We start from the raw sequence: 20,766 nt of genomic DNA, 5'->3' as shown, positions 1-20,766 counted from the left end.
TTTATTCAGGAAAAGCCGGGAAGTATAGCGGGGGGGGCAGCTACAAGCCATAAGCCACAAGCTGCAAGCGGGGTCCGGCTTTTGCTTTTGCTTTTGCTTGCAGCTTAAAGCTTGCCGCTCGTAGCTGCGGCGACTAGCCGTTCCATCCTTGCCTCCAGCCGACGCTTGATCTCGGTCTCGATGTGCGGGGCGAAGTCGTCGATGACGTCTTGCATGATCAACTGCGCAGCAGCACGCAGTTCGCGGTCCAGGTGCAACAGGGCGTCGGGCCCTTTGGCTTCGGTCTTGGCAGCAGGCTTGGGTTCCGGCTGGCCGTTGATCGGGTCGAACAGCAGGGGGATCTGTTCGTCATGCACCGGCTCGTGCACGACCGTGTCGGTCAGCAGCGGCGGTTGCAGGTTGTCGTCGCCGAGCAGTTGGCGGATCGACTCGAGGTCATCCAGCAGGTGCGCGGGTTTTTGTGGCGGTTTTGGAGTGTCCATCGTAGGGCTCAGAGTCGCTGTAAACGGTGGTCTTGCAGAGGATAGCCCTGTTCGCGGTAGAAACGGAAACTCTCCCGCGCGGCTTGTCGGATGGCCGGGTCTTCGACCACCACTTCCGCCACACGGGCGAAGCGCTGGGCAAAGGCCGGAACTTTCAGGTCGAGGTTGACCAGCAGGTCCTGGTGCTGGCCGCAGTCGTCCCCCAGTCCCAGCACGATCAACCCCTCGGGTTCGCTTTCGGCCGGGCCGTGGGGCACGAAGCTCTCGCCCTTGAAAGCCCACAGGCGTGCGTCCAGGTCCTCGCGCTGGGCGGCATCGCTGCAATGCAGGTAGATGCGGTGCCCCATGCGCCAGGCTTTTTCAACGAGCTTGCAGGCGAAATCCAGCCGCGCCGACGGGTCGGCGCTGGGCAGGATATAGAAATCGACTTTGGTCATTGCGGTTCCTGAGCCGCCGTTGGCGCCACCCGAGAGCGACGCCGACGACGGTCATTGGTGTCAGGCCTTGGCGCGGTCCAGCAGGTACTGGGTCAGCAGGGGCACTGGGCGACCGGTGGCGCCTTTGTCCTTGCCGCCGCTGGTCCAGGCCGTGCCGGCGATGTCCAGATGCGCCCAGTTCAGGTTCTTGGTGAAGCGCGACAGGAAGCACGCCGCGGTGATGGTCCCGGCTTTCGGGCCGCCGATGTTGGCGATGTCGGCGAACGGGCTGTCCAGTTGTTCCTGGTACTCGTCGAACAACGGCAACTGCCAGGCGCGATCGTCGGCTTGCTGGCCGGCGCTGAGCAATTGGCTGATCAGTTCATCGTTGTTGCCCAGCAGGCCCGAGGTGTGGGCACCGAGGGCGACGACGCAGGCGCCGGTCAGGGTCGCGATGTCGATCACCGCTTGCGGCTTGAAGCGCTCGGAGTAGGTGAGGGCGTCACACAGCACCAGGCGGCCTTCGGCATCGGTGTTGAGGATTTCCACGGTCTGGCCGCTCATGGTGGTGACGATGTCGCCCGGACGCGAGGCCGTGCCGCTGGGCATGTTCTCGGCGCAGGCCAGGATGCACACCAGGTTGATCGGCAGTTGCAGTTCGAGCACGGCGCGCAGGGTGCCGAACACGCTCGCGGCGCCGCCCATGTCGTACTTCATCTCATCCATGCCAGCGCCCGGCTTGAGGCTGATGCCGCCGGTGTCGAAGGTGATGCCCTTGCCGACCAGGGCGTACGGCTTCTCGGATTTCTTGCCGCCGTTGTATTGCATGACGATCAGGCGCGGTGGTTGGGCGCTGCCCTGGCCAACGGCGTAGAACGAGCCCATGCCCAGGTCCTTGATCTTCTTCTCGTCGAAGACTTCGACCTTCAGGCCCTTGAATTCCTTGCCCAGTGCCTTGGCTTGTTCGCCTAGGAACGTCGGGTGGCAGATGTTCGGTGGCAGGTTGCCCAGGTCGCGGGTAAACGCCATGCCGTTGGCAATCGCGGTGGCGTGGGTCACGGCGCGCTGGACTTCAGCCTGGGCGGCTTTGATGGTCAGCACGGTGATTTTTTTCAGGCTGCGGGGTTCGGCTTTCTGGCTCTTGAACTGGTCGAACCGGTATTCGCCGTCTACCAGCGTTTCGGCCAGCAAGCGGTTCTTGCCGTAACTATCGCGGCCCTTGATCACCAACTCGTCCAACGCCAGGGCGGCATCAGCGCCGCCAAGGCTATTGAGGGTGCCCAGCACGCCGGCGATGATTTTACGGAACGGACGGTCGCCCAGTTCGGCGTCTTTACCCACGCCTACCAGCAGCACCCGATCAGCCTTGAGGTTGGGCAGGTTGTGCAGCAAGAGGCTCTGGCCGACCTTGCCTGCCAGGTCGCCGCGCTTGAGCACGGCGCTGATGGCACCGCCGCTCAGGCTGTCGAGCTGGGTGGCGACGACGCCGAGCTTGCGGTTTTCACCGACGGCAACCACCAGCGTGGCGGTTTTCAACGTTTCTGGGCTGACGCTTTTTACAACCAGTTCCATGTCCGGATCCCTGAGTGAATGGTCAAGAGGCCAGGCGCCGACACAATGGCGCGCTGAGCGAGCTTCTTCTATATAAAGAAGCGCCGGTGCTTGCCGGCGACAAAGGCCGCAGTTTGAACCCCGGCGCCCGAGCCTGACAACCCTCGACGGCGCTAACTTTTGGCTTTAAGCACCGGTTTAAAGCGTGCGAAGTGACAGGCGCCTCCAATCACAGGATAATGCGGCTCTTTTTTCGGCGGTTCGCGTTGGCGGACCGGCTCGATACGTTTGCTTGTTTGGCCGCCTTAAGGTTTTGTATGAAAAGTCGCGCAGGCACTTTTCATACAAACCCAGCCTGACAACCCTGGAGTGTCTGGTTTGATCGTCTTTCGTTATCTATCCCGCGAAGTCCTGTTGACCCTGAGCGCCGTGAGCGCCGTGCTGCTGGTCATCATCATGAGCGGACGCTTCATCAAATACCTTGCCCAGGCGGCCTCCGGCGCCCTGGATCCGGGCTCCCTGTTCCTGATCATGGGGTTCCGCCTGCCGGGCTTCCTGCAACTGATCCTGCCGCTGGGGTTGTTCCTGGGCATTTTGCTGGCTTATGGGCGCCTGTACCTGGACAGCGAAATGACTGTGCTGTCGGCCACGGGCATGAGCCAGCAACGGCTGTTTCGCATGACCCTGTTCCCGGCCACATTGGTGGCGCTGGTGGTGGCCTGGCTGAGCCTGAGCCTGTCGCCCCAGGGCGCCAACCAATTCCAACTGCTGATCAACCAGCAGGACGCCATGACCGAATTCGACACCCTGGTGCCAGGGCGTTTCCAGGCCCTGCGCGACGGTACGCGGGTGACCTACACCGAACAGCTCTCGGATGACCGGATCGACCTGGGCGGCGTCTTCATTACCCAAAAGAACCTCTCTTCGGACACCAAGAAAGACCGTGGCATTTCCGTGCTGGTGGCCGAGAAGGGTCGGCAGGAAATCAACCCAGACGGCAACCGCTACCTGATCCTGCACAATGGCTATCGCTACGATGGCAAGCCGGGGCAGGCCGACTACCGGGCCATCAAGTACGACACCTATGGCGTGCTGTTGCCCAAGCCCGAGGTCAGCGACGAAGTCACCGATCGCGACGCGATGCCGACCGCCAGCCTGCTGGGCAACAAGGACATTCGTGCCCGCACCGAGCTGCAATGGCGCCTGTCGTTGCCGCTGCTGGTGTTCATCGTGACACTCATGGCGGTCCCGTTGTCGCGGGTCAACCCGCGCCAGGGCCGTTTCCTCAAGTTGCTGCCGGCGATTCTCCTGTATATGGCTTACCTGACCATCCTGATTTCCGCCCGCGGCGCCCTGGAGAAGGGCAAGATACCGCCGGCGCTGGGCTTGTGGTGGGTGCATGGCATCTTCCTGGCCATCGGCCTGGGGTTGCTCTATTGGGAGCCCCTGCGCCTGAAACTGGCCAGTCGTCGCAGCGCGCTGGAGGTGGCCCGTGGTTAAGCTCGACCGCTACATCGGCAGCAGCGTGTTCATGGCGATCCTCGCGGTGCTGGGGATCATCCTTGGCCTGGCGACCCTGTTTGCCTTCATCGATGAAATGAGCGACGTCAGCGACACCTATACCCTGACGGACGTGGCGAGCTACGTGCTGCTGACCGCGCCTCGGCGCCTGTACGACATGCTGCCGATGGCGGCGCTGATCGGCTGCCTGATCGGCCTGGGCAGCCTGGCCAGCAACAGCGAACTGACCATCATGCGCGCCGCAGGCGTGTCCATTGGTCGGATCGTCTGGGCGGTGATGAAGCCGATGCTGGTGCTGATGCTGGTGGGGGTGTTGATCGGCGAATACATTGCCCCGGCCACCGAGAACACCGCCCAGGCCAACCGTTCCCTGGCCCAGGGCGGCGGTGATGCGCAAAGCGCCAAGCACGGCCTGTGGCACCGCCAGGGCGACGAGTTCATCCACATCAACTCGGTCCAGCCCAACGGCATTCTGTACGGCGTGACCCGTTATCGCTTCGATGACCAGCGGCACATGCTGTCGTCGAGCTTCGCCAAGCGCGCCAAATTCGCCGAGGACCACTGGCAGTTGATCGATGTCACTACCACCTTGTTCCATGACAAGCGCACCGAGGTGGTCGCCGCCCCGCGGGAGCGTTGGGACGTGTCGATCAGCCCGCAGTTGCTCAGCACCGTGGTGATGGCGCCTGAATCCCTGTCGATTACCGGCTTGTGGGGGTATATCCACTATCTGGCGGACCAGGGCTTGAATAATGGCCGCTATTGGCTGGCTTTTTGGGTCAAGGTGTTGCAACCGTTGGTCACCGCCGCCCTGGTGTTGATGGCGATTTCCTTCATTTTCGGTCCGCTGCGTTCGGTGACCCTTGGCCAGCGGGTGTTTACCGGTGTACTGGTGGGCTTCACTTTCCGCATTGCCCAGGATCTGCTGGGGCCGTCGAGCCTGGTGTTCGGCTTCTCGCCGCTGTTTGCGGTGCTGGTGCCGGCCGGTGTCTGCGCGTTGGCCGGGCTCTGGCTGTTGCGTCGGGCGGGTTGACTCGGATTTCTTATGGTGAGCGGGCTTCTGTGGCGAGGGAGCTTGCTGTGGCGAGGGGATTTATCCCCGCTGGGCTGCGAAGCAGCCCCCTGCGCCCTGCCTGGCACATCGCGATGGCTGATGGATCGTGGGGCTGCTTCGCAACCCAGCGGGGATAAATCCCCTCGCCACAATGGCGTCTGTATCAGGTACAATTCCCGGCTATTTTTCGGCGGGCTATGCCTGCAGCCTTTTTGAGTGTTGATCCGTGAGTGATTTGAGTCATATCCGCAATTTCTCCATCATCGCCCACATTGACCATGGCAAGTCGACGCTGGCCGATCGCTTCATCCAGATGTGCGGCGGCCTGGCCGAGCGTGAAATGGAAGCCCAGGTCCTGGACTCCATGGACCTCGAGCGTGAACGCGGGATCACCATCAAGGCCCACAGCGTTACCCTCTATTACAAGGCCCGCGACGGCATCACCTATCAGCTGAACTTCATCGATACCCCGGGCCACGTCGACTTCACTTATGAAGTCAGCCGGTCGCTGGCGGCCTGTGAAGGTGCGCTGCTGGTGGTCGATGCCGGCCAGGGCGTCGAAGCCCAGTCGGTTGCCAACTGCTACACGGCCATCGAGCAGGGCCTGGAAGTCATGCCGGTGCTGAACAAGATCGACCTGCCCCAGGCCGATCCGGACCGCGTGAAGGAAGAAATCGAGAAAATCATCGGCATCGATGCCACCGACGCGGTCACCTGCAGCGCCAAGACCGGCCTGGGCGTGGACGAAGTGCTCGAGCGCCTGGTGCACACCATTCCCGCGCCGACCGGCAACATCGAAGATCCGCTGCAAGCGTTGATCATCGACTCCTGGTTCGACAACTACCTGGGCGTGGTGTCCCTGGTTCGCGTGCGCCATGGCCGCGTGAAGAAGGGCGACAAGATCCTGGTCAAGTCCACCGGCAAGATCCACCTGGTGGACAGCGTCGGTGTATTCAACCCGAAACACACCGCTACCGTAGACCTGAAGGCCGGTGAAGTGGGCTTCATCATCGCCGGTATCAAGGACATCCACGGGGCGCCGGTCGGCGACACCCTGACCTTGAGTTCCACCCCCGACGTCGATGTGCTGCCAGGCTTCAAACGCATCCAGCCGCAGGTCTATGCCGGCCTGTTCCCGGTCAGCTCCGACGACTTCGAGGATTTCCGCGAAGCCCTGCAAAAGCTGACCCTGAACGACTCGTCCCTGCAATACACCCCGGAAAGCTCCGATGCCCTGGGCTTCGGCTTCCGTTGCGGATTCCTGGGCATGTTGCACATGGAAATCATCCAGGAGCGCCTGGAGCGCGAATACGACCTGGACCTGATCACCACGGCACCGACGGTTATTTTCGAGCTGTTGCTCAAGAACGGCGAGACCCTCTACGTCGACAACCCGTCCAAGCTGCCGGACCTGTCGGCCATCGAAGACATGCGCGAACCGATCGTGCGGGCCAACATCCTTGTGCCTCAGGAGCACCTGGGCAACGTCATTACGTTGTGCATCGAGAAGCGTGGCGTACAACACGACATGCTGTTCCTCGGCACGCAGGTCCAGGTGACCTACGACCTGCCGATGAACGAGGTGGTACTGGACTTCTTCGACCGCCTCAAATCCACCAGTCGCGGCTATGCTTCGCTGGACTATCATTTCGATCGTTACCAATCGGCTAATCTGGTGAAGCTGGATGTGCTGATCAACGGTGAGAAAGTCGATGCCCTGGCATTGATCGTGCACCGTGACAACGCGCACTACAAAGGTCGTGCATTGACCGAGAAGATGAAGGAACTGATTCCGCGGCAGATGTTCGACGTGGCAATCCAGGCCGCCATTGGCGGGCAGATTGTGGCGCGTACAACCGTCAAGGCGCTCAGAAAGAACGTATTGGCCAAATGCTACGGTGGCGACGTGAGCCGTAAGCGCAAGCTGTTGGAAAAGCAGAAGGCCGGTAAAAAACGCATGAAGCAGGTCGGTAACGTGGAAATTCCACAGGAAGCCTTCCTTGCGGTGCTCAGGTTGGATAGTTAGGTCCTATGTCGCTAAATTTCCCGCTGTTGCTGGTTATCGCCGTGTTTGTCTGCGGCCTGTTGGCGTTGCTTGATCTGTTGTTCCTGGCGCCTCGGCGCCGGGCGGCCATCGCCTCTTATCAGGGCAGCGTCAGCCAGCCTGATGGTGTGGTGATCGAAAAGCTCAACAAGGAACCGCTGCTGGTCGAGTACGGCAAGTCGTTCTTCCCCGTGCTGTTCATCGTGCTGGTGCTGCGCTCGTTCCTGGTGGAGCCTTTCCAGATCCCGTCCGGCTCGATGAAGCCGACCCTGGACGTGGGCGATTTCATCCTGGTGAATAAGTTTTCCTATGGGATCCGCCTGCCGGTGATCGACAAGAAGGTCATCGAAGTCGGTGATCCGCAACGCGGCGATGTCATGGTGTTCCGCTTCCCGAGCGACCCGAACGTCAACTACATCAAGCGTGTCGTCGGCCTGCCGGGCGACACGGTTCGCTACACCGCCGACAAGCGCCTGTTCGTCAATGGCGAATCCGTGGCCGAACAGTTGCTCGGCTCCGAGCCGGGTACGCTGGGCAGTGCCGAGCTCTACCGGGAAAAACTCGGCGAGGCCGAGCACCTGATCCGCAAGGAAATGAGCCGCTACCGCGCTACACCGGACCATTCGTGGACCGTGCCGGCGGGGCACTATTTTATGATGGGAGACAACCGCGACAACTCCAACGACAGCCGGTACTGGGATGATCCGAACATTCCCAAGGACCTGCTGGGCATGGTCCCGGACCGGAACATCGTCGGCAAGGCCTTTGCGGTCTGGATGAGCTGGCCGGAACCCAAACTCAGTCACCTGCCGAATTTCTCGCGGGTTGGCCTGATCAAGTAATCACCCACGGCGCTGTTGAACACAGCGCCGAATGCTTTTCTGGAGCCTGCGCAAGGTTGCCCGAAGGCATGAAGCCAACGATAGTCAGGACGTATTTTTGAACACAGCGTTAATTGTCCCAAGCCAACGGCGCCTTGCCGCCGCGGCGGTGGAATCCAGCCACGAACTCAGCGTGGGTAAACCGTGAGCGTTTCTCTAAGCCGTCTCGAGCGTCAGCTCGGCTACACCTTCAAGGACCAGGACCTGATGCTCCTGGCCCTCACTCACCGCAGTTTTGCCGGGCGTAACAACGAACGCCTGGAATTCCTCGGTGATGCCATCCTCAACTTCGTGGCCGGTGAGGCGCTGTTCGAGCGTTTCCCGCTGGCCCGCGAAGGCCAATTGTCGCGTTTGCGCGCGCGCTTGGTAAAAGGTGAGACCCTGGCCGTACTGGCCCGTGGTTTCGACCTGGGCGACTACCTGCGCCTGGGTTCCGGCGAGCTGAAAAGTGGCGGTTTCCGTCGCGAATCTATCCTGGCCGATGCCCTGGAAGCATTGATTGGCGCGATCTATCTGGACTCAGGCATGGAAATGGCGCGTGAACGCGTGCTGGCCTGGCTGACGTCCGAGATCGACAGCCTGACGCTGGTGGACACCAACAAGGACCCGAAGACCCGTTTGCAGGAATTCCTGCAATCGCGCAGTTGCGAGCTACCGCGCTACGAAGTCGTGGATATCCAGGGTGAGCCGCATTGCCGTACCTTCTTCGTCGAATGCGAAGTGGTCCTATTGAATGAAAAAAGCCGGGGTCAGGGTGTGAGTCGTCGTATTGCCGAACAGGTAGCGGCCGCCGCAGCATTGATTGCCCTGGGTGTGGAGAATGGTAATGACTGATACAACCGTCACCCGCTGCGGCTATGTCGCCATTGTTGGTCGGCCGAACGTGGGTAAATCCACGCTGCTGAACCACATCCTGGGCCAGAAGCTGGCGATCACCTCGCGCAAGCCCCAGACCACCCGCCACAACATGCTGGGCATCAAGACCGAAGGCGCCGTGCAGGCGATCTACGTCGACACCCCGGGCATGCACAAGGGCGGCGAAAAGGCCCTGAACCGCTACATGAACAAGACTGCCTCGGCGGCGTTGAAAGACGTCGACGTGGTGATCTTCGTGGTCGACCGCACCAAGTGGACCGAAGAAGACCAGATGGTCCTCGAGCGCGTCCAGTACGTCACCGGCCCGCTGATCGTGGCGCTGAACAAGACCGACCGGATCGAAGACAAGGCTGAGCTGATGCCGCACCTGTCCTGGTTGCAGGAACAGTTGCCGAACGCCCAGATCATCCCGATCTCTGCCCAGCACGGCCATAACCTCGACGCACTGGAGCGGGTCATTGCCGAACATCTGCCGGAAAACGATCATTTCTTCCCCGAAGACCAGATCACCGACCGCAGCAGCCGTTTCCTCGCCGCCGAGCTGGTGCGTGAGAAAATCATGCGTCAGATGGGGGCCGAGCTGCCCTACCAGATCACGGTCGAGATCGAAGAGTTCAAGCAACAGGGCAAGACCCTGCACATTCATGCTTTGATCCTCGTCGAACGTGACGGCCAGAAGAAAATCATCATTGGCGACAAGGGCGAGCGCATCAAGCGCATCGGCACCGAGGCGCGCAAGGACATGGAACTGCTGTTCGACTCCAAGATCATGCTCAACCTGTGGGTCAAGGTGAAGGGTGGCTGGTCCGACGACGAGCGGGCGCTGCGGTCGTTGGGTTACGGCGACCTGTAATCCCAGGATCATGGTGGGCGGGCTCTTGTGGCGAGGGAGCAAGCTCGCGCTGGGCTGCGCAGCAGCCCCAATACCCTTCCGGCAACTCGGTGTGTCTGGTAGATCCAGGGGGCTGCTTCGCAGCCCAGCGCGAGCAAGCTCCCTCGCCACAAGGCTCTCTTCCATAGTCGATATCTTCTGATATTCAGGCCCCTGATGTCCCCAACCCACCCCATCGCCCAACCCGCCTACGTCCTCCACAGCCGCGCCTACCGCGAAAGTAGCGCCCTGGTGGACTTCCTCACGCCGCAAGGGCGGCTGCGGGCGGTGTTGCGTGGAGCGCGGGGCAAGGCCGGGACACTGGCGCGGCCGTTCGTGCCCCTGGAAGTCGAATTCCGTGGCCGGGGCGAGTTGAAAAATGTCGGGCGCATGGAAAGCAATGGCGTGGCCGCGTGGCTCAACGGCGAGGCATTGTTCAGCGGTTTGTACCTCAATGAATTGCTGATCCGCCTGCTGCCGGCCGAAGATCCCCATCCTGCCGTCTTCGACCACTACGCCGCCACGCTGCTGGCCCTGGCTGAAGGGCGGCCGCTGGAGCCGCTGCTGCGCTCCTTTGAGTGGCGGCTACTGGATGACCTGGGCTACGGCTTCGCGCTGAACACTGATCTGCACGGCGAACCCATTGCGGCGGATGGTCTGTACCGCTTACAGGTGGATGCTGGCCTGGAGCAGGTCTACCTGTTGCAACCGGGGCTGTTCAACGGGGCCGAGCTGCTGGCGATGGCCGAGGCCGACTGGAGTGCGCCAGGCGCCTTGTCGGCAGCCAAGCGGCTGATGCGCCAAGCCCTGGCTGTGCACCTGGGCGGGCGGCCACTGGTCAGTCGCGAGTTGTTTCGCAAGCCCTGATCAACCCGTATGCTGTGGGCCGACTATTCGTCCATTCAGGAGCCTTTTCGTGAGCACCAGCAATCGCATTCTTCTCGGCGTGAACATCGACCATGTCGCCACTCTGCGCCAGGCCCGCGGTACGCGTTACCCGGATCCGGTCAAGGCCGCATTGGACGCGGAAGAGGCGGGCGCCGACGGCATCACCGTACACTTGCGTGAAGACCGTCGTCACATCCAGGAGCGAGATGTGCTGCTGCTCAAGGACGTGCTGCAAACCCGCATGAACTTCGAAATGGGCGTAACCGAAGAGATGATGGCGTTCGCCGAGCTCATCCGCCCGGCGCACATCTGCCTGGTGCCGGAGACTCGCCAGGAGCTGACCACCGAAGGTGGCCTCGACGTGGCGGGGCAGGAGGCGCGGATCAGCTTGGCAGTGGAGCGCTTGTCGAAGATCGGCGCCGAGGTATCGCTGTTCATTGATGCCGACGAACGGCAGATCGAGGCTTCCAAGCGTGTTGGCGCGCCGGCCATCGAGCTGCACACGGGCCGTTACGCTGATGCCGAGACTCCCACGGATGTGGCCGATGAGCTGCAGCGAGTCGCTGACGGTGTCGCCTTCGGCCTGGCCAAGGGCCTGATCGTCAATGCCGGCCATGGCCTGCACTACCACAACGTCGAAGCCGTTGCGGCCATCAAGGGCATCAACGAGCTCAACATCGGCCACGCGTTGGTGGCCCATGCGTTGTTCGTCGGGTTCAAGTCGGCTGTATCGGAAATGAAAGCGCTGATCCTGGCTGCCGCGAAAGCCTGATGCCACCCCATAACTCAATGTGCCTGCTCGTTTAAGGCCTGCTTGATTCATTGTGGCGAGGGGATTTATCCCCGTTGGGCTGCGAAGCAGCCCTAAAAAATCTGGCGCCTCGGTGTGTCAGGCAGATTGAGTTGACTGCTTTGGGGCTGCTGCGCAGCCCAACGGGGATAAATCCCCTCGCCACAGATTCATCACTGCATCGGGATGGTGCATAGCTTCAGAGCTGCGGGCTTTCCTGGTTAGGCTTGCTCTTGTCGACACCCGGCACGTGCAGGTTGCCCTCGGCCACCTGGTTGCCTTCCAGCTGCGGCTGCGTCACCCAGGTCAGGATGTCGTAGTAGCGACGGATGTTCGCCACGAAATGCACCGGCTCGCCGCCCCTGGCGTAGCCATAGCGGGTCTTGCTGTACCACTGTTTCTGCGACAGGCGCGGCAGGATCTTCTTCACGTCCAGCCACTTGTTCGGGTTCAGCCCTTCCTTGGCCGCCAGTTTGCGCGCGTCGTCCAGGTGGCCGCTGCCCACGTTATAGGCAGCGAGGGCAAACCAGGTGCGGTCGGGCTCCTGGATGCTTTCGTCCAGTTGGTCCTTCATGTAGGCCAGGTACTTGGCGCCGCCCATGATGCTCTGCTTCGGATCCAGGCGGTTGGACACGCCCATCGCCTGGGCGGTGTTCTGGGTCAGCATCATCAGGCCGCGCACGCCGGTCTTGGACGTGACCGCCGGTTGCCACAGCGATTCCTGATAGCCAATCGCAGCCAGCAGGCGCCAATCGACTTTTTCTTGCTTGGCGTAGGCCTTGAAGTGCTGTTCATATTTGGGCAACCGTTGCTGCAAATGCTGGGCGAACGTGGTGGCGCCCATGTAGCCGAGGACATCGACGTGCCCGTAATAGCGGTCTTTGAGGCGCTGCAGGGTGCCGTTCTTCTGCACTTTGTCCAGGTAGCTGTTGATCTCGTTGAGCAGGCTGTTGTCTTCACCGGGGGCGACCGCCCAACTCTGGCTGCGGGCATCACCCAGGTCGAACGCCACGCGCACGTTGGGGAAGTACACCTGGTTCATCGCCACTTCGTTGGAATCCACCAGGGTCAGGTCGATCTGGCCCTCATCCACCATGCGTAGCAGGTCGACCACTTCAACCGCGTCGGACTCTTCGTATTCGATGCCCGGGTATTGCTGTTTAAGCTGTGCCAGTTGTTCGGCGTGAGTGCTGCCCTTGAGCACCATGATTTTTTTGCCGGCCAAAGCGGCTGCGTCGGTGGGGCGCGACTGGCCGTTGCGGTAGATGATCTGCGGGGTGACTTCCAGGTAGGAGCGGGAAAACCGTACCTGCTTCTTGCGCTGTTCGCTGCTGACCAGGCCCGCGGCTGCCAATACCGGACCGTTGGGCTTGCCGATCTGGCTGAACAGGTCGTCGAGGTTGTCGGCGGTCTCTATCTTCAGTTCCACCCCCAAATCGTCGGCGAAGCGCTTCACCAGCTCGTACTCGAAGCCGGTTTCACCGTTACGATCCTCAAAGTAGGTGGCGGGGCTGTTTCGGGTAACCACCCGCAGCACGCCATCCTCCTTCACGCGCTCCAGTGTGTTGGGTTTCTCAACACAACCACTGAGCACTAGGAAGAGTCCGGTTGCGATCAGCCATCTGGCATATCGCGGACGCAAAGCCGTTGGGGAAAACATCTGCGCAGTATACGCAAACGGCCCCTACCGCCATATCTCGACAGCAAAAGGCCAGTCTGCTAGCCATTGCAAAACATGTCCGCAACACAGGCCGGCCGGGGCGCGCAGGGCTTTGCATCGCTGAAAAATATCTCTTCGGCAGCCTTGGCACGGATGTCCAATACCGCCGCGCACGCAAAGACCGACATTCGGCCAGCACTGCGCGTGCCGTTTCGGGTGCCGTTGCCGGCGGTTTAGGCTAGAATGCACGGCCTCAAAGCACACCCCCTTCCCGAGGCTGTCCCGAAGATGTTGATCCTGCGCGGCGCTCCTGCCCTTTCTGCCTTTCGCCACAGCAAACTCCTTGAGCAACTGAGCCAGAAGGTTCCGGCTGTCAGTGGCTTGTATGCTGAATTCGCTCACTTCGCCGAAGTCACCGGCGGTTTGACCGGCGACGAACAGCAGGTGCTTGCGCGCCTTCTGAAGTACGGTCCCAGTGTTCCTGTCCAGGAGCCGGCCGGTCGCCTGTTCCTGGTACTGCCGCGTTTCGGCACCATTTCGCCGTGGTCGAGCAAGGCCAGCGACATCGCCCGTAACTGCGGCCTGGCGAAAGTCCAGCGCCTGGAGCGCGGCATTGCCTTTTATGTCGCCGGTGAGTTCAGCGAGGCCGAGGCCCAACTGATCGCCGACGGCCTGCATGACCGCATGACCCAGGTCGTGCTGGGCAACCTGGAGCAGGCCGCCGGCCTGTTCAGCCACGCCGAACCCAAGCCACTGACCGCCATCGACGTACTGGGCGGCGGCCGTGCCGCGCTGGAGAAAGCCAACGCCGAGCTGGGCCTGGCCCTGGCCGAAGACGAGATCGATTACCTGGTCAACGCTTTCCAGGGCTTGAAGCGCAACCCTCACGACATCGAATTGATGATGTTCGCCCAGGCCAACTCCGAGCATTGCCGCCACAAGATCTTCAACGCCAGTTGGGACATTGACGGCCAGAGCCAGGAAAAAAGCCTGTTCGGCATGATCAAGAACACCTACCAGATGCACAACGAAGGTGTGCTGTCGGCCTACAAGGACAACGCCGCGGTGATCGTCGGCAACGTCGCCGGTCGCTTCTACCCGAACCCTGAGACCCGCCAGTACGGTGCGGTCCAGGAGCCGGTGCACATTCTGATGAAGGTCGAGACCCACAACCACCCGACCGCGATTGCGCCGTTCCCGGGTGCGTCCACCGGCTCCGGTGGCGAGATCCGCGACGAAGGCGCCACCGGTCGCGGCGCCAAGCCCAAGGCTGGCCTGACCGGCTTCACCGTATCGAACCTGCAGATCCCGGGCTTCGAACAGCCCTGGGAAAAGCCGTACGGCAAGCCTGAGCGCATCGTCAACGCCCTGGACATCATGATCGAAGGTCCTCTTGGGGGCGCGGCGTTCAACAACGAATTCGGCCGTCCGGCCCTGACCGGCTACTTCCGTACCTTCGAACAGTCCATTACCACTCCGCGTGGTGAAGAAGTTCGCGGTTACCACAAGCCGATCATGCTCGCCGGCGGCATGGGCAACATCCGCGCCGACCACGTGCAGAAAGGTGAAATCCTGGTCGGCTCCAAGCTGATCGTCCTCGGTGGCCCGGCCATGCTGATTGGCCTGGGCGGCGGCGCGGCTTCCTCCATGGCCACCGGCACCAGCTCGGCGGACCTGGACTTCGCCTCGGTCCAGCGGGAAAACCCGGAAATGGAACGTCGTTGCCAGGAAGTCATCGACCGTTGCTGGCAGCTGGGTGAACACAACCCCATCAGCTTTATCCACGACGTCGGCGCCGGCGGCCTGTCCAACGCTTTCCCGGAACTGGTCAACGACGGTGGCCGTGGTGGCCGCTTCGAACTGCGCAACATTCCGAACGACGAGCCGGGCATGGCCCCGCACGAAATCTGGAGCAACGAATCCCAGGAGCGTTACGTCCTGGCAGTCGGCCCGGCCGACTTCGAGCGCTTCCAGGCCATTTGCGAGCGCGAGCGCTGCCCGTTCGCCGTGGTCGGAGAAGCCACCGCCGAGCCGCAACTGACCGTCACCGACAGCCACTTCGGCAACAGCCCGGTGGACATGCCGCTGGAAGTGCTGCTGGGCAAGGCCCCGCGCATGCACCGTTCGGCCGTTCGCGAAGCCGAGCTGGGGGACGATTTCGATCCGTCGACCCTCGACCTCGCCGAGTCCATCGAGCGCGTGCTGCATCACCCGGCCGTGGCGAGCAAAAGTTTCCTGATCACCATTGGCGACCGCACCATCACCGGCCTCGTGGCCCGTGACCAGATGGTCGGCCCGTGGCAGGTGCCGGTGGCCGACGTTGCCGTGACCGCCACCAGCTTCGACGTCTACACCGGCGAAGCCATGGCCATGGGCGAGCGTACGCCGCTGGCACTGCTGGACGCTCCGGCGTCGGGCCGCATGGCGATTGGCGAGACCCTGACCAACATCGCGGCGTCGCGCATCGGCAAGATCTCCGACATCAAGCTGTCGGCCAACTGGATGTCCGCCGCTGGCCACCCGGGTGAAGACGCCCGTCTGTACGACACCGTCAAGGCCGTCGGCATGGAGCTGTGCCCGGAGCTGGGTATCACCATCCCGGTGGGCAAGGACTCCATGTCCATGGCCACGCGCTGGAACGACGAAGGCGTGGACAAGAGCGTGACCTCGCCGCTGTCGCTGATCGTGACCGGTTTCGCCCCGGTCACCGACATCCGCCAGACCCTGACCCCGCAGTTGCGCATGGACAAGGGCACCACCGACCTGATCCTGATCGACCTGGGCCGTGGCCAAAACCGCATGGGCGCCTCGATCCTGGCCCAGGTGCATGGCAAGCTCGGCTCGCAAGCGCCGGACGTCGATGATGCCGAAGATCTGAAGGCGTTCTTCGCCGTCATCCAGGGCCTCAACGCCGACGGTCACTTGCTGGCCTACCATGACCGTTCTGATGGTGGTTTGCTGACCACCGTGGTGGAAATGGCTTTCGCCGGCCATTGCGGCCTGAGCTTGACCCTCGACAGCGTTGCCGAGTCCACCGCTGAAATCCCGGCCATCCTGTTCAACGAAGAACTGGGTGCGGTGATCCAGGTTCGCCAGGACGCCACCCCGGACATCCTCGCCCAGTTCAGCGCGGCTGGCCTGGCCGACTGCGTCTCGGTGATCGGTCAGCCGATCAACAACGCCCATATCAACATCACCTTCAACGGCGACACCGTCTTCGAAGGCCAGCGCAGCCTGTTGCAGCGCCAGTGGGCGGAAACCAGCTACCAGATCCAGCGCCTGCGCGACAACGCCGACTGCGCCGAGCAGGAATTCGACGCACTGCTGGAAGAAGACAACCCGGGCCTGAGCGCCAAGCTCAGCTACGACGTCAACCACGACGTGGCCGCGCCCTACATCAAGAAAGGCATTCGCCCACAAGTGGCGGTCCTGCGCGAGCAGGGCGTCAACGGTCAGGTGGAAATGGCGGCGGCGTTCGACCGTGCCGGTTTCAGCGCGATCGACGTGCACATGAGCGACATCCTGGCCGGCCGTGTCGACCTGAACGACTTCAAGGGCATGGTGGCGTGTGGCGGTTTCTCCTACGGCGACGTGCTGGGTGCCGGTGAAGGCTGGGCCAAGTCGGCGTTGTTCAACAGCCGCGCCCGCGACGCGTTCCAGGGCTTCTTCGAGCGCACCGACAGCTTCACCCTCGGCGTGTGCAACGGTTGCCAGATGATGTCCAACCTGCACGAGCTGATCCCGGGCAGCGAGTTCTGGCCGCACTTCGTGCGTAACCGTTCCGAGCAGTTCGAAGCGCGCGTGGCGATGGTCCAGGTCCAGGAGTCGAACTCGATCTTCCTGCAGGGCATGGCCGGTTCGCGCATGCCGATTGCCATCGCCCACGGCGAAGGCCATGCCGAATTCGAAAGCGAAGAAGCCCTGCTCGAAGCCGACCTGTCCGGTTGCGTGTCGCTGCGTTTCGTCGACAACCACGGCAAAGTCACCGAAACCTACCCGGCCAACCCGAACGGCTCGCCGCGCGGGATCACTGGCCTGACCAGCCGCGACGGCCGCGTCACGATCATGATGCCGCACCCGGAGCGGGTGTTCCGCGCGGTGCAGAACTCGTGGCGTTCGGACGACTGGAACGAAGACGCACCCTGGATGCGCATGTTCCGCAACGCCCGCGTCTGGGTGAACTAAGGCGGTGTACAAGCTCTGCTTCTTCGTCCCGGCCAGCCACTTGGAGGTGGTCAAAAGCGCCGTATTCGCCGCCGGTGGCGGGCGTATCGGCGACTATGACCACTGCGCCTGGCAGGTGCTGGGCCTGGGCCAGTTTCGCCCCTTGGACGGCAGCCAGCCGTTCATTGGCGAGGCGGGGCAGGTCGAGCAGGTCGAGGAGTGGAAGGTGGAGCTTGTCGTTGCCGATGAGTTGATCCGTGCGGTGGTGGCGGCGTTGAAGCAGAGCCATCCCTACGAGACACCGGCGTATGAGGTGTGGCGGTTGGAGGATTTCTGATCCGCTGGCCGCTGAAATAAAAAACCCGCTGATTGAATCAGCGGGTTTTTTATTGGGCGCTATTTGAAGCCGATTTATCTATGTACACGAACCCTGTGGCGAGGGAGCTTGCTCCCGCTGGGCTGCGCAGCAGCCCCCTGGATCTGCCAGGCACACCGAGTTGCGAGGGAATTATTTGGGGCCGCTTCGCGCCCCAGCGGGAGCAAGCTCCCTCGCCACGGAAATTGCGGTCTGTCAGACGCACCGAAGTTTCCGACATGTTTTTAGGGTTGTCCCTCGGAAGCGCGGCTCCAGCCTTTGGGTGTCGCTGCTCGCGTGGGAATGCATCCCGTGACGCTCTGCGTCACCTTGTAGAAGCGGAACGCGGAGCGTCCCTGGCGGCATTCCCACGCGGGAGCGTGGGAACGATCGAGCGCGGTGTGTCAGGTCGATTGAGTTCGGGCTGCTTTGGGGCTGCTGCGCAGCCCAGTGGGAGCAAGCTCCCTCGCCACGGGGGATGGTGTTTTGTGGCGAGGGATTCATTCCTTGAGAATTATTGATGGAGGTTCTCAAGCCGGCACGCTTCTTTTTCGATGCCAATGCACTCGACCGGTTGGCTCACGCCTTTCTCGAAACGGCGGGCGTTCATCAATAGGCCGCCTTTGATACCGCCGATGAAGGCGACAGCGCCGTTACGTCCGCCGAAATTTGGCCGTGCCAGATCCACCGCTGGGGTGTTGGGTCTGACTTCATACACCCAGCCGCCGTTCTGTGCTTCCGTGATCGCCCAGACCCTGGCGTCATTGTATTCATAGAAGGCTATAACAGCCGAATTCGTGTAGATATTGTCCTCCGGGGAGGTCCCCAGTCTCAAATTGGGAGCCATAGAGTTCCTGCCTCGTAATCCGTTAGCAAGCGCATCCGCTCCCTGTACGGGGTTGGCTATCGGAGAACTGACTGCCCATAGAGAGTCTTTAGTGTTTACCCATGGCATGCCTTCCGGGGGGGCTATCCGACTCCAGTCAATGGTCACGGCCGCAACGTCAGATGGGCTTTCTTGGCCGGTCGGTTCACGGTAGTTCGGGTTCGCGGCGCAATCGGAGAGATTATCCTTCTTGCATGCCTGCTTGACGAACTGACGCTTGATTCCCCCAGGGAAACTGATTTCCTGCTCGCTGACTGCCCCTCCCGATTTATCCTGGTCGATTCCATGGGGGGCTTTGATCTCGTACACCCATTCCTGGGCGAAACTCTGAGCGATAGCCTGATCACGGGTTGTACTGCTATAGATCGATTTTCCTACTCCAGCCCCGTGGTCCCACCAGTCATACATCCAATCGATCACGGGAAAGCCTATGGCTTTGGGCAAGATACCGTCCCTGAAGGCCCCGAGGCCCTGACCGGTGGTGTCGCCGCGATAGAGCGCGTCCATGTCGGTGCGCCACTGCAAGAATGGCTTGGTATCGCGAATCGGCACGCTCGAATCCGCCGTAACCTGAAGCCAGGCTTGATACCACGGCTCCTCTTTACCCTCCGCAGGCGCCCCGGCCCCCCACGCGTCGCCTCCCAACTGCCAAACACCCGCCAACGCCACCACCGCAACCGCGGTCGTCCGTATAAAACTGTTATGAGTTGTCATGATTTGATGTCCATCTGGAACGGTGAAGCCCTGTCGAATCACATACGTCATGACTGCCTATGCTTCGACGTGACACGTCTCACTATGAATTCTGCGGGGCATCGCGCCACCGCATCAGTTTTGAGGGTAGATCAAAGCTGATAAGGCGGTTGCGCTCCGCTTCCGGGACTTGTAGCAAGATGTGAAACCAACACCGTCCCCTGTGGCGAGGGAGCTTGCTCCCGCTGGGGCGCGAAGCGGCCCCAAAACCTGGCAACCCAGAAGCGGAACGCAGAGCGTCCCTGGCGGCATTCCCACGCGGGAGCGTGGGAACGATCGAGCGCGGTGTGTCAGGTCGATTGAGGCTGGCTGTTTGGGTCTGCTGCGCAGCCCAGCGGGAGCAAGCTCCCTCGCCAGGGGGGAATAGTGGTGTGGCGAGGGGTTACGGACGAATCTCGATCATGGTGCCATCCGGCACCAGGTTCCAGACTTCGCGCATGTCGACGTTGCGCATGGCGATGCAGCCATCTGTCCAGTCCAGCGTATGGAACAACTGCTCAGGGTTCTCTTCCGAATCAGGCGTGCCGTGGATCATGATCATGCCCCCCGGTTCCACGCCTTCACGGCGGGCGCGGGCGGCGTCGGTGATGTTGGGGTAGGAAATGTGCATCGACAGATAGAAGCGGTCGCTGGTCTTGCGCCAGTCGATCCAGTAGAAACCCTCAGGGGTGCGCTTGTCGCCTTCGATCAGCTTGGGGCCTTTCTTGGCGCCCTTGCCCAGGGAGATGCGATAGCTCTTGAGCGGCTTGCCGTCGTTGATCAATTGCAATTGATGGGCGGACTTGAGCACCAGCACTTTTTCGATGACCTTGCCGTTGTAGGTTCCCACCGCAGCGGCCTGGGACATCGCAGTGAACGACAAGCAGAACAAGACAAGCAACCAGCGCATTGAAACGATATCCCTAGAGGTGTTGTGGCTATATTGGTTTTTCAAGTATTGGCAGGCTGAGCCAACGGCGGGATCGATTCGGATCGCACCGGGTAATCTTCGCCCCGACGGTCCGCATAGAAATATTCCAGGGTGCGGCCCACCGTGCGGAACGCCAGTTCATCCCAGGGAATATCCGCTTCTTCGAACAGTTTAACCTCCAGGCTCTCAGGCCCGGCAGAGAAATCTTCGTCCACCAGCTCGGCGCGGAAGAATACATGCACTTGGCTGATATGCGGTACGTCGATCAGGGTATAGATGCTTAAATTTCGCACGCGGGCGCAGGCTTCCTCGGCGGTTTCGCGCACGGCGGCCTGTTCGACCGTCTCGCCGTTCTCCATGAAGCCCGCCGGCAGCGTCCAGTAACCACGCCTTGGCTCGATGGCGCGTCGGCACAACAAGACTTTACTGCCCCATGTCGGTACGCAACCGGCGACGATGTTGGGGTTCTGGTAATGGATGGTGTGGCAGGTGTCGCAAACAAAACGCAGGCGCGAGTCGCCTTCGGGGATGCGCTGGGTCACCGGGTTACCGCACTGGCTGCAGAATTTCATGCTTGGATTCCTGAATGCTGCGCCTATCTTGGCGTGCGTGGGCCGGTGCGGCAAGTTGTCGTTTCGCGACACGACGCGGTGCGGGGGTTGGG

The 20,766-nt window shown here is 61.7% G+C and carries 17 protein-coding genes; 10 read left to right on the top strand and 7 right to left on the bottom strand.

The features are described from left to right. Positions 1–104 precede the first annotated feature (104 nt). Genes BT116_RS16515 through BT116_RS16505 form a run of 3 tightly spaced genes read right to left on the bottom strand, consistent with a single transcriptional unit; the run spans position 105 to position 2,470 of the window. Entirely contained in the window at positions 105–482 is a 378-nt protein-coding gene (locus tag BT116_RS16515; protein ID WP_072345614.1) for a DNA polymerase III subunit chi, read from the bottom strand. Positions 483–490: 8 nt separating this feature from the next. Then, entirely contained in the window at positions 491–919 is a 429-nt protein-coding gene (locus BT116_RS16510; protein ID WP_003205282.1) for a DNA polymerase III subunit chi, read from the bottom strand. Between the two features lie 60 nt (positions 920–979). Then, positions 980–2,470, bottom strand: a complete 1,491-nt coding sequence (locus tag BT116_RS16505; protein WP_072345613.1) for a leucyl aminopeptidase — start codon at positions 2,468–2,470, stop codon at positions 980–982. A gap of 357 nt (positions 2,471–2,827) precedes the next feature. On the opposite strand from BT116_RS16505, the gene lptF reads away from it, so the two are divergent. From lptF to pdxJ, 8 genes are all read left to right on the top strand, one after another. Further along, complete coding sequence (lptF, locus tag BT116_RS16500; RefSeq protein WP_072345612.1) at positions 2,828–3,949, top strand: LPS export ABC transporter permease LptF; 1,122 nt, start codon at positions 2,828–2,830, stop codon at positions 3,947–3,949. Continuing rightward, the gene (lptG, locus tag BT116_RS16495) at positions 3,942–5,003 is read left to right on the top strand and encodes an LPS export ABC transporter permease LptG (RefSeq protein ID WP_063324531.1); all 1,062 of its coding nucleotides are present in this window, start codon (positions 3,942–3,944) and stop codon (positions 5,001–5,003) included. The genes lptF and lptG overlap by 8 nt, the downstream gene beginning before the upstream one ends. A 247-nt stretch (positions 5,004–5,250) precedes the next feature. Continuing rightward, positions 5,251–7,050, top strand: coding sequence for a translation elongation factor 4 (gene lepA, locus BT116_RS16490; RefSeq protein WP_063324532.1), 1,800 nt, complete (start codon positions 5,251–5,253; stop codon positions 7,048–7,050). Positions 7,051–7,055: 5 nt separating this feature from the next. After that, complete coding sequence (gene lepB / locus BT116_RS16485; RefSeq protein WP_063324533.1) at positions 7,056–7,910, top strand: signal peptidase I; 855 nt, start codon at positions 7,056–7,058, stop codon at positions 7,908–7,910. A 183-nt stretch (positions 7,911–8,093) separates the two neighbouring features. After that, the gene (rnc, locus tag BT116_RS16480) at positions 8,094–8,783 is read left to right on the top strand and encodes a ribonuclease III (protein ID WP_057448995.1); all 690 of its coding nucleotides are present in this window, start codon (positions 8,094–8,096) and stop codon (positions 8,781–8,783) included. Continuing rightward, positions 8,776–9,678: a GTPase Era gene (era, locus tag BT116_RS16475; RefSeq protein WP_072345611.1), complete on the top strand. Its 903-nt coding sequence runs from the start codon at positions 8,776–8,778 to the stop codon at positions 9,676–9,678. The genes rnc and era overlap by 8 nt, the downstream gene beginning before the upstream one ends. A gap of 195 nt (positions 9,679–9,873) precedes the next feature. Continuing rightward, a complete protein-coding gene (recO, locus tag BT116_RS16470; RefSeq protein ID WP_072345610.1) occupies positions 9,874–10,563 on the top strand; it encodes a DNA repair protein RecO in 690 nt (229 codons plus the stop codon). A gap of 49 nt (positions 10,564–10,612) precedes the next feature. Further along, positions 10,613–11,356 (top strand): pyridoxine 5'-phosphate synthase, encoded by a 744-nt coding sequence (pdxJ, locus tag BT116_RS16465; protein WP_072345609.1) that lies wholly within the window; start codon positions 10,613–10,615, stop codon positions 11,354–11,356. Positions 11,357–11,573: 217 nt separating this feature from the next. Here pdxJ and mltF read toward each other — a convergent pair whose 3' ends face one another. Further along, positions 11,574–13,034 carry a membrane-bound lytic murein transglycosylase MltF gene (mltF, locus tag BT116_RS16460; RefSeq protein WP_072345608.1) on the bottom strand — a complete coding sequence of 487 codons (1,461 nt, stop codon included), beginning with the start codon at positions 13,032–13,034 and terminating at the stop codon, positions 11,574–11,576. Between the two features lie 288 nt (positions 13,035–13,322). On the opposite strand from mltF, the gene purL reads away from it, so the two are divergent. Both purL and BT116_RS16450 read left to right on the top strand, forming a co-directional pair. Beyond that, the gene (purL, locus tag BT116_RS16455) at positions 13,323–17,219 is read left to right on the top strand and encodes a phosphoribosylformylglycinamidine synthase (RefSeq protein ID WP_072345607.1); all 3,897 of its coding nucleotides are present in this window, start codon (positions 13,323–13,325) and stop codon (positions 17,217–17,219) included. Positions 17,220–17,223: 4 nt separating this feature from the next. Next, positions 17,224–17,535, top strand: a complete 312-nt coding sequence (locus BT116_RS16450; protein ID WP_072345606.1) for a YqfO family protein — start codon at positions 17,224–17,226, stop codon at positions 17,533–17,535. Between the two features lie 532 nt (positions 17,536–18,067). Here the strand turns inward: BT116_RS16450 and BT116_RS16445 are convergent. From BT116_RS16445 to BT116_RS16435, 3 genes are all read right to left on the bottom strand, one after another. Then, a complete protein-coding gene (locus BT116_RS16445; RefSeq protein WP_218190416.1) occupies positions 18,068–19,204 on the bottom strand; it encodes a scabin-related ADP-ribosyltransferase in 1,137 nt (378 codons plus the stop codon). A 370-nt stretch (positions 19,205–19,574) separates the two neighbouring features. Continuing rightward, the gene (locus BT116_RS16440; RefSeq protein WP_072345603.1) at positions 19,575–20,081 is read right to left on the bottom strand and encodes a L,D-transpeptidase family protein; all 507 of its coding nucleotides are present in this window, start codon (positions 20,079–20,081) and stop codon (positions 19,575–19,577) included. 41 nt (positions 20,082–20,122) lie between these two features. Further along, complete coding sequence (locus BT116_RS16435; RefSeq protein ID WP_072345601.1) at positions 20,123–20,674, bottom strand: NUDIX hydrolase; 552 nt, start codon at positions 20,672–20,674, stop codon at positions 20,123–20,125. Positions 20,675–20,766 lie beyond the last annotated feature (92 nt).

The sequence above is a fragment of the Pseudomonas sp. NFACC16-2 genome (genome assembly GCF_900119205.1).
Classification (GTDB): domain Bacteria; phylum Pseudomonadota; class Gammaproteobacteria; order Pseudomonadales; family Pseudomonadaceae; genus Aquipseudomonas; species Aquipseudomonas fluorescens_Q.
The sequence above is the reverse complement of the archived record's forward strand: the minus strand, read 5'-3'. Positions and strand labels throughout refer to the sequence as shown.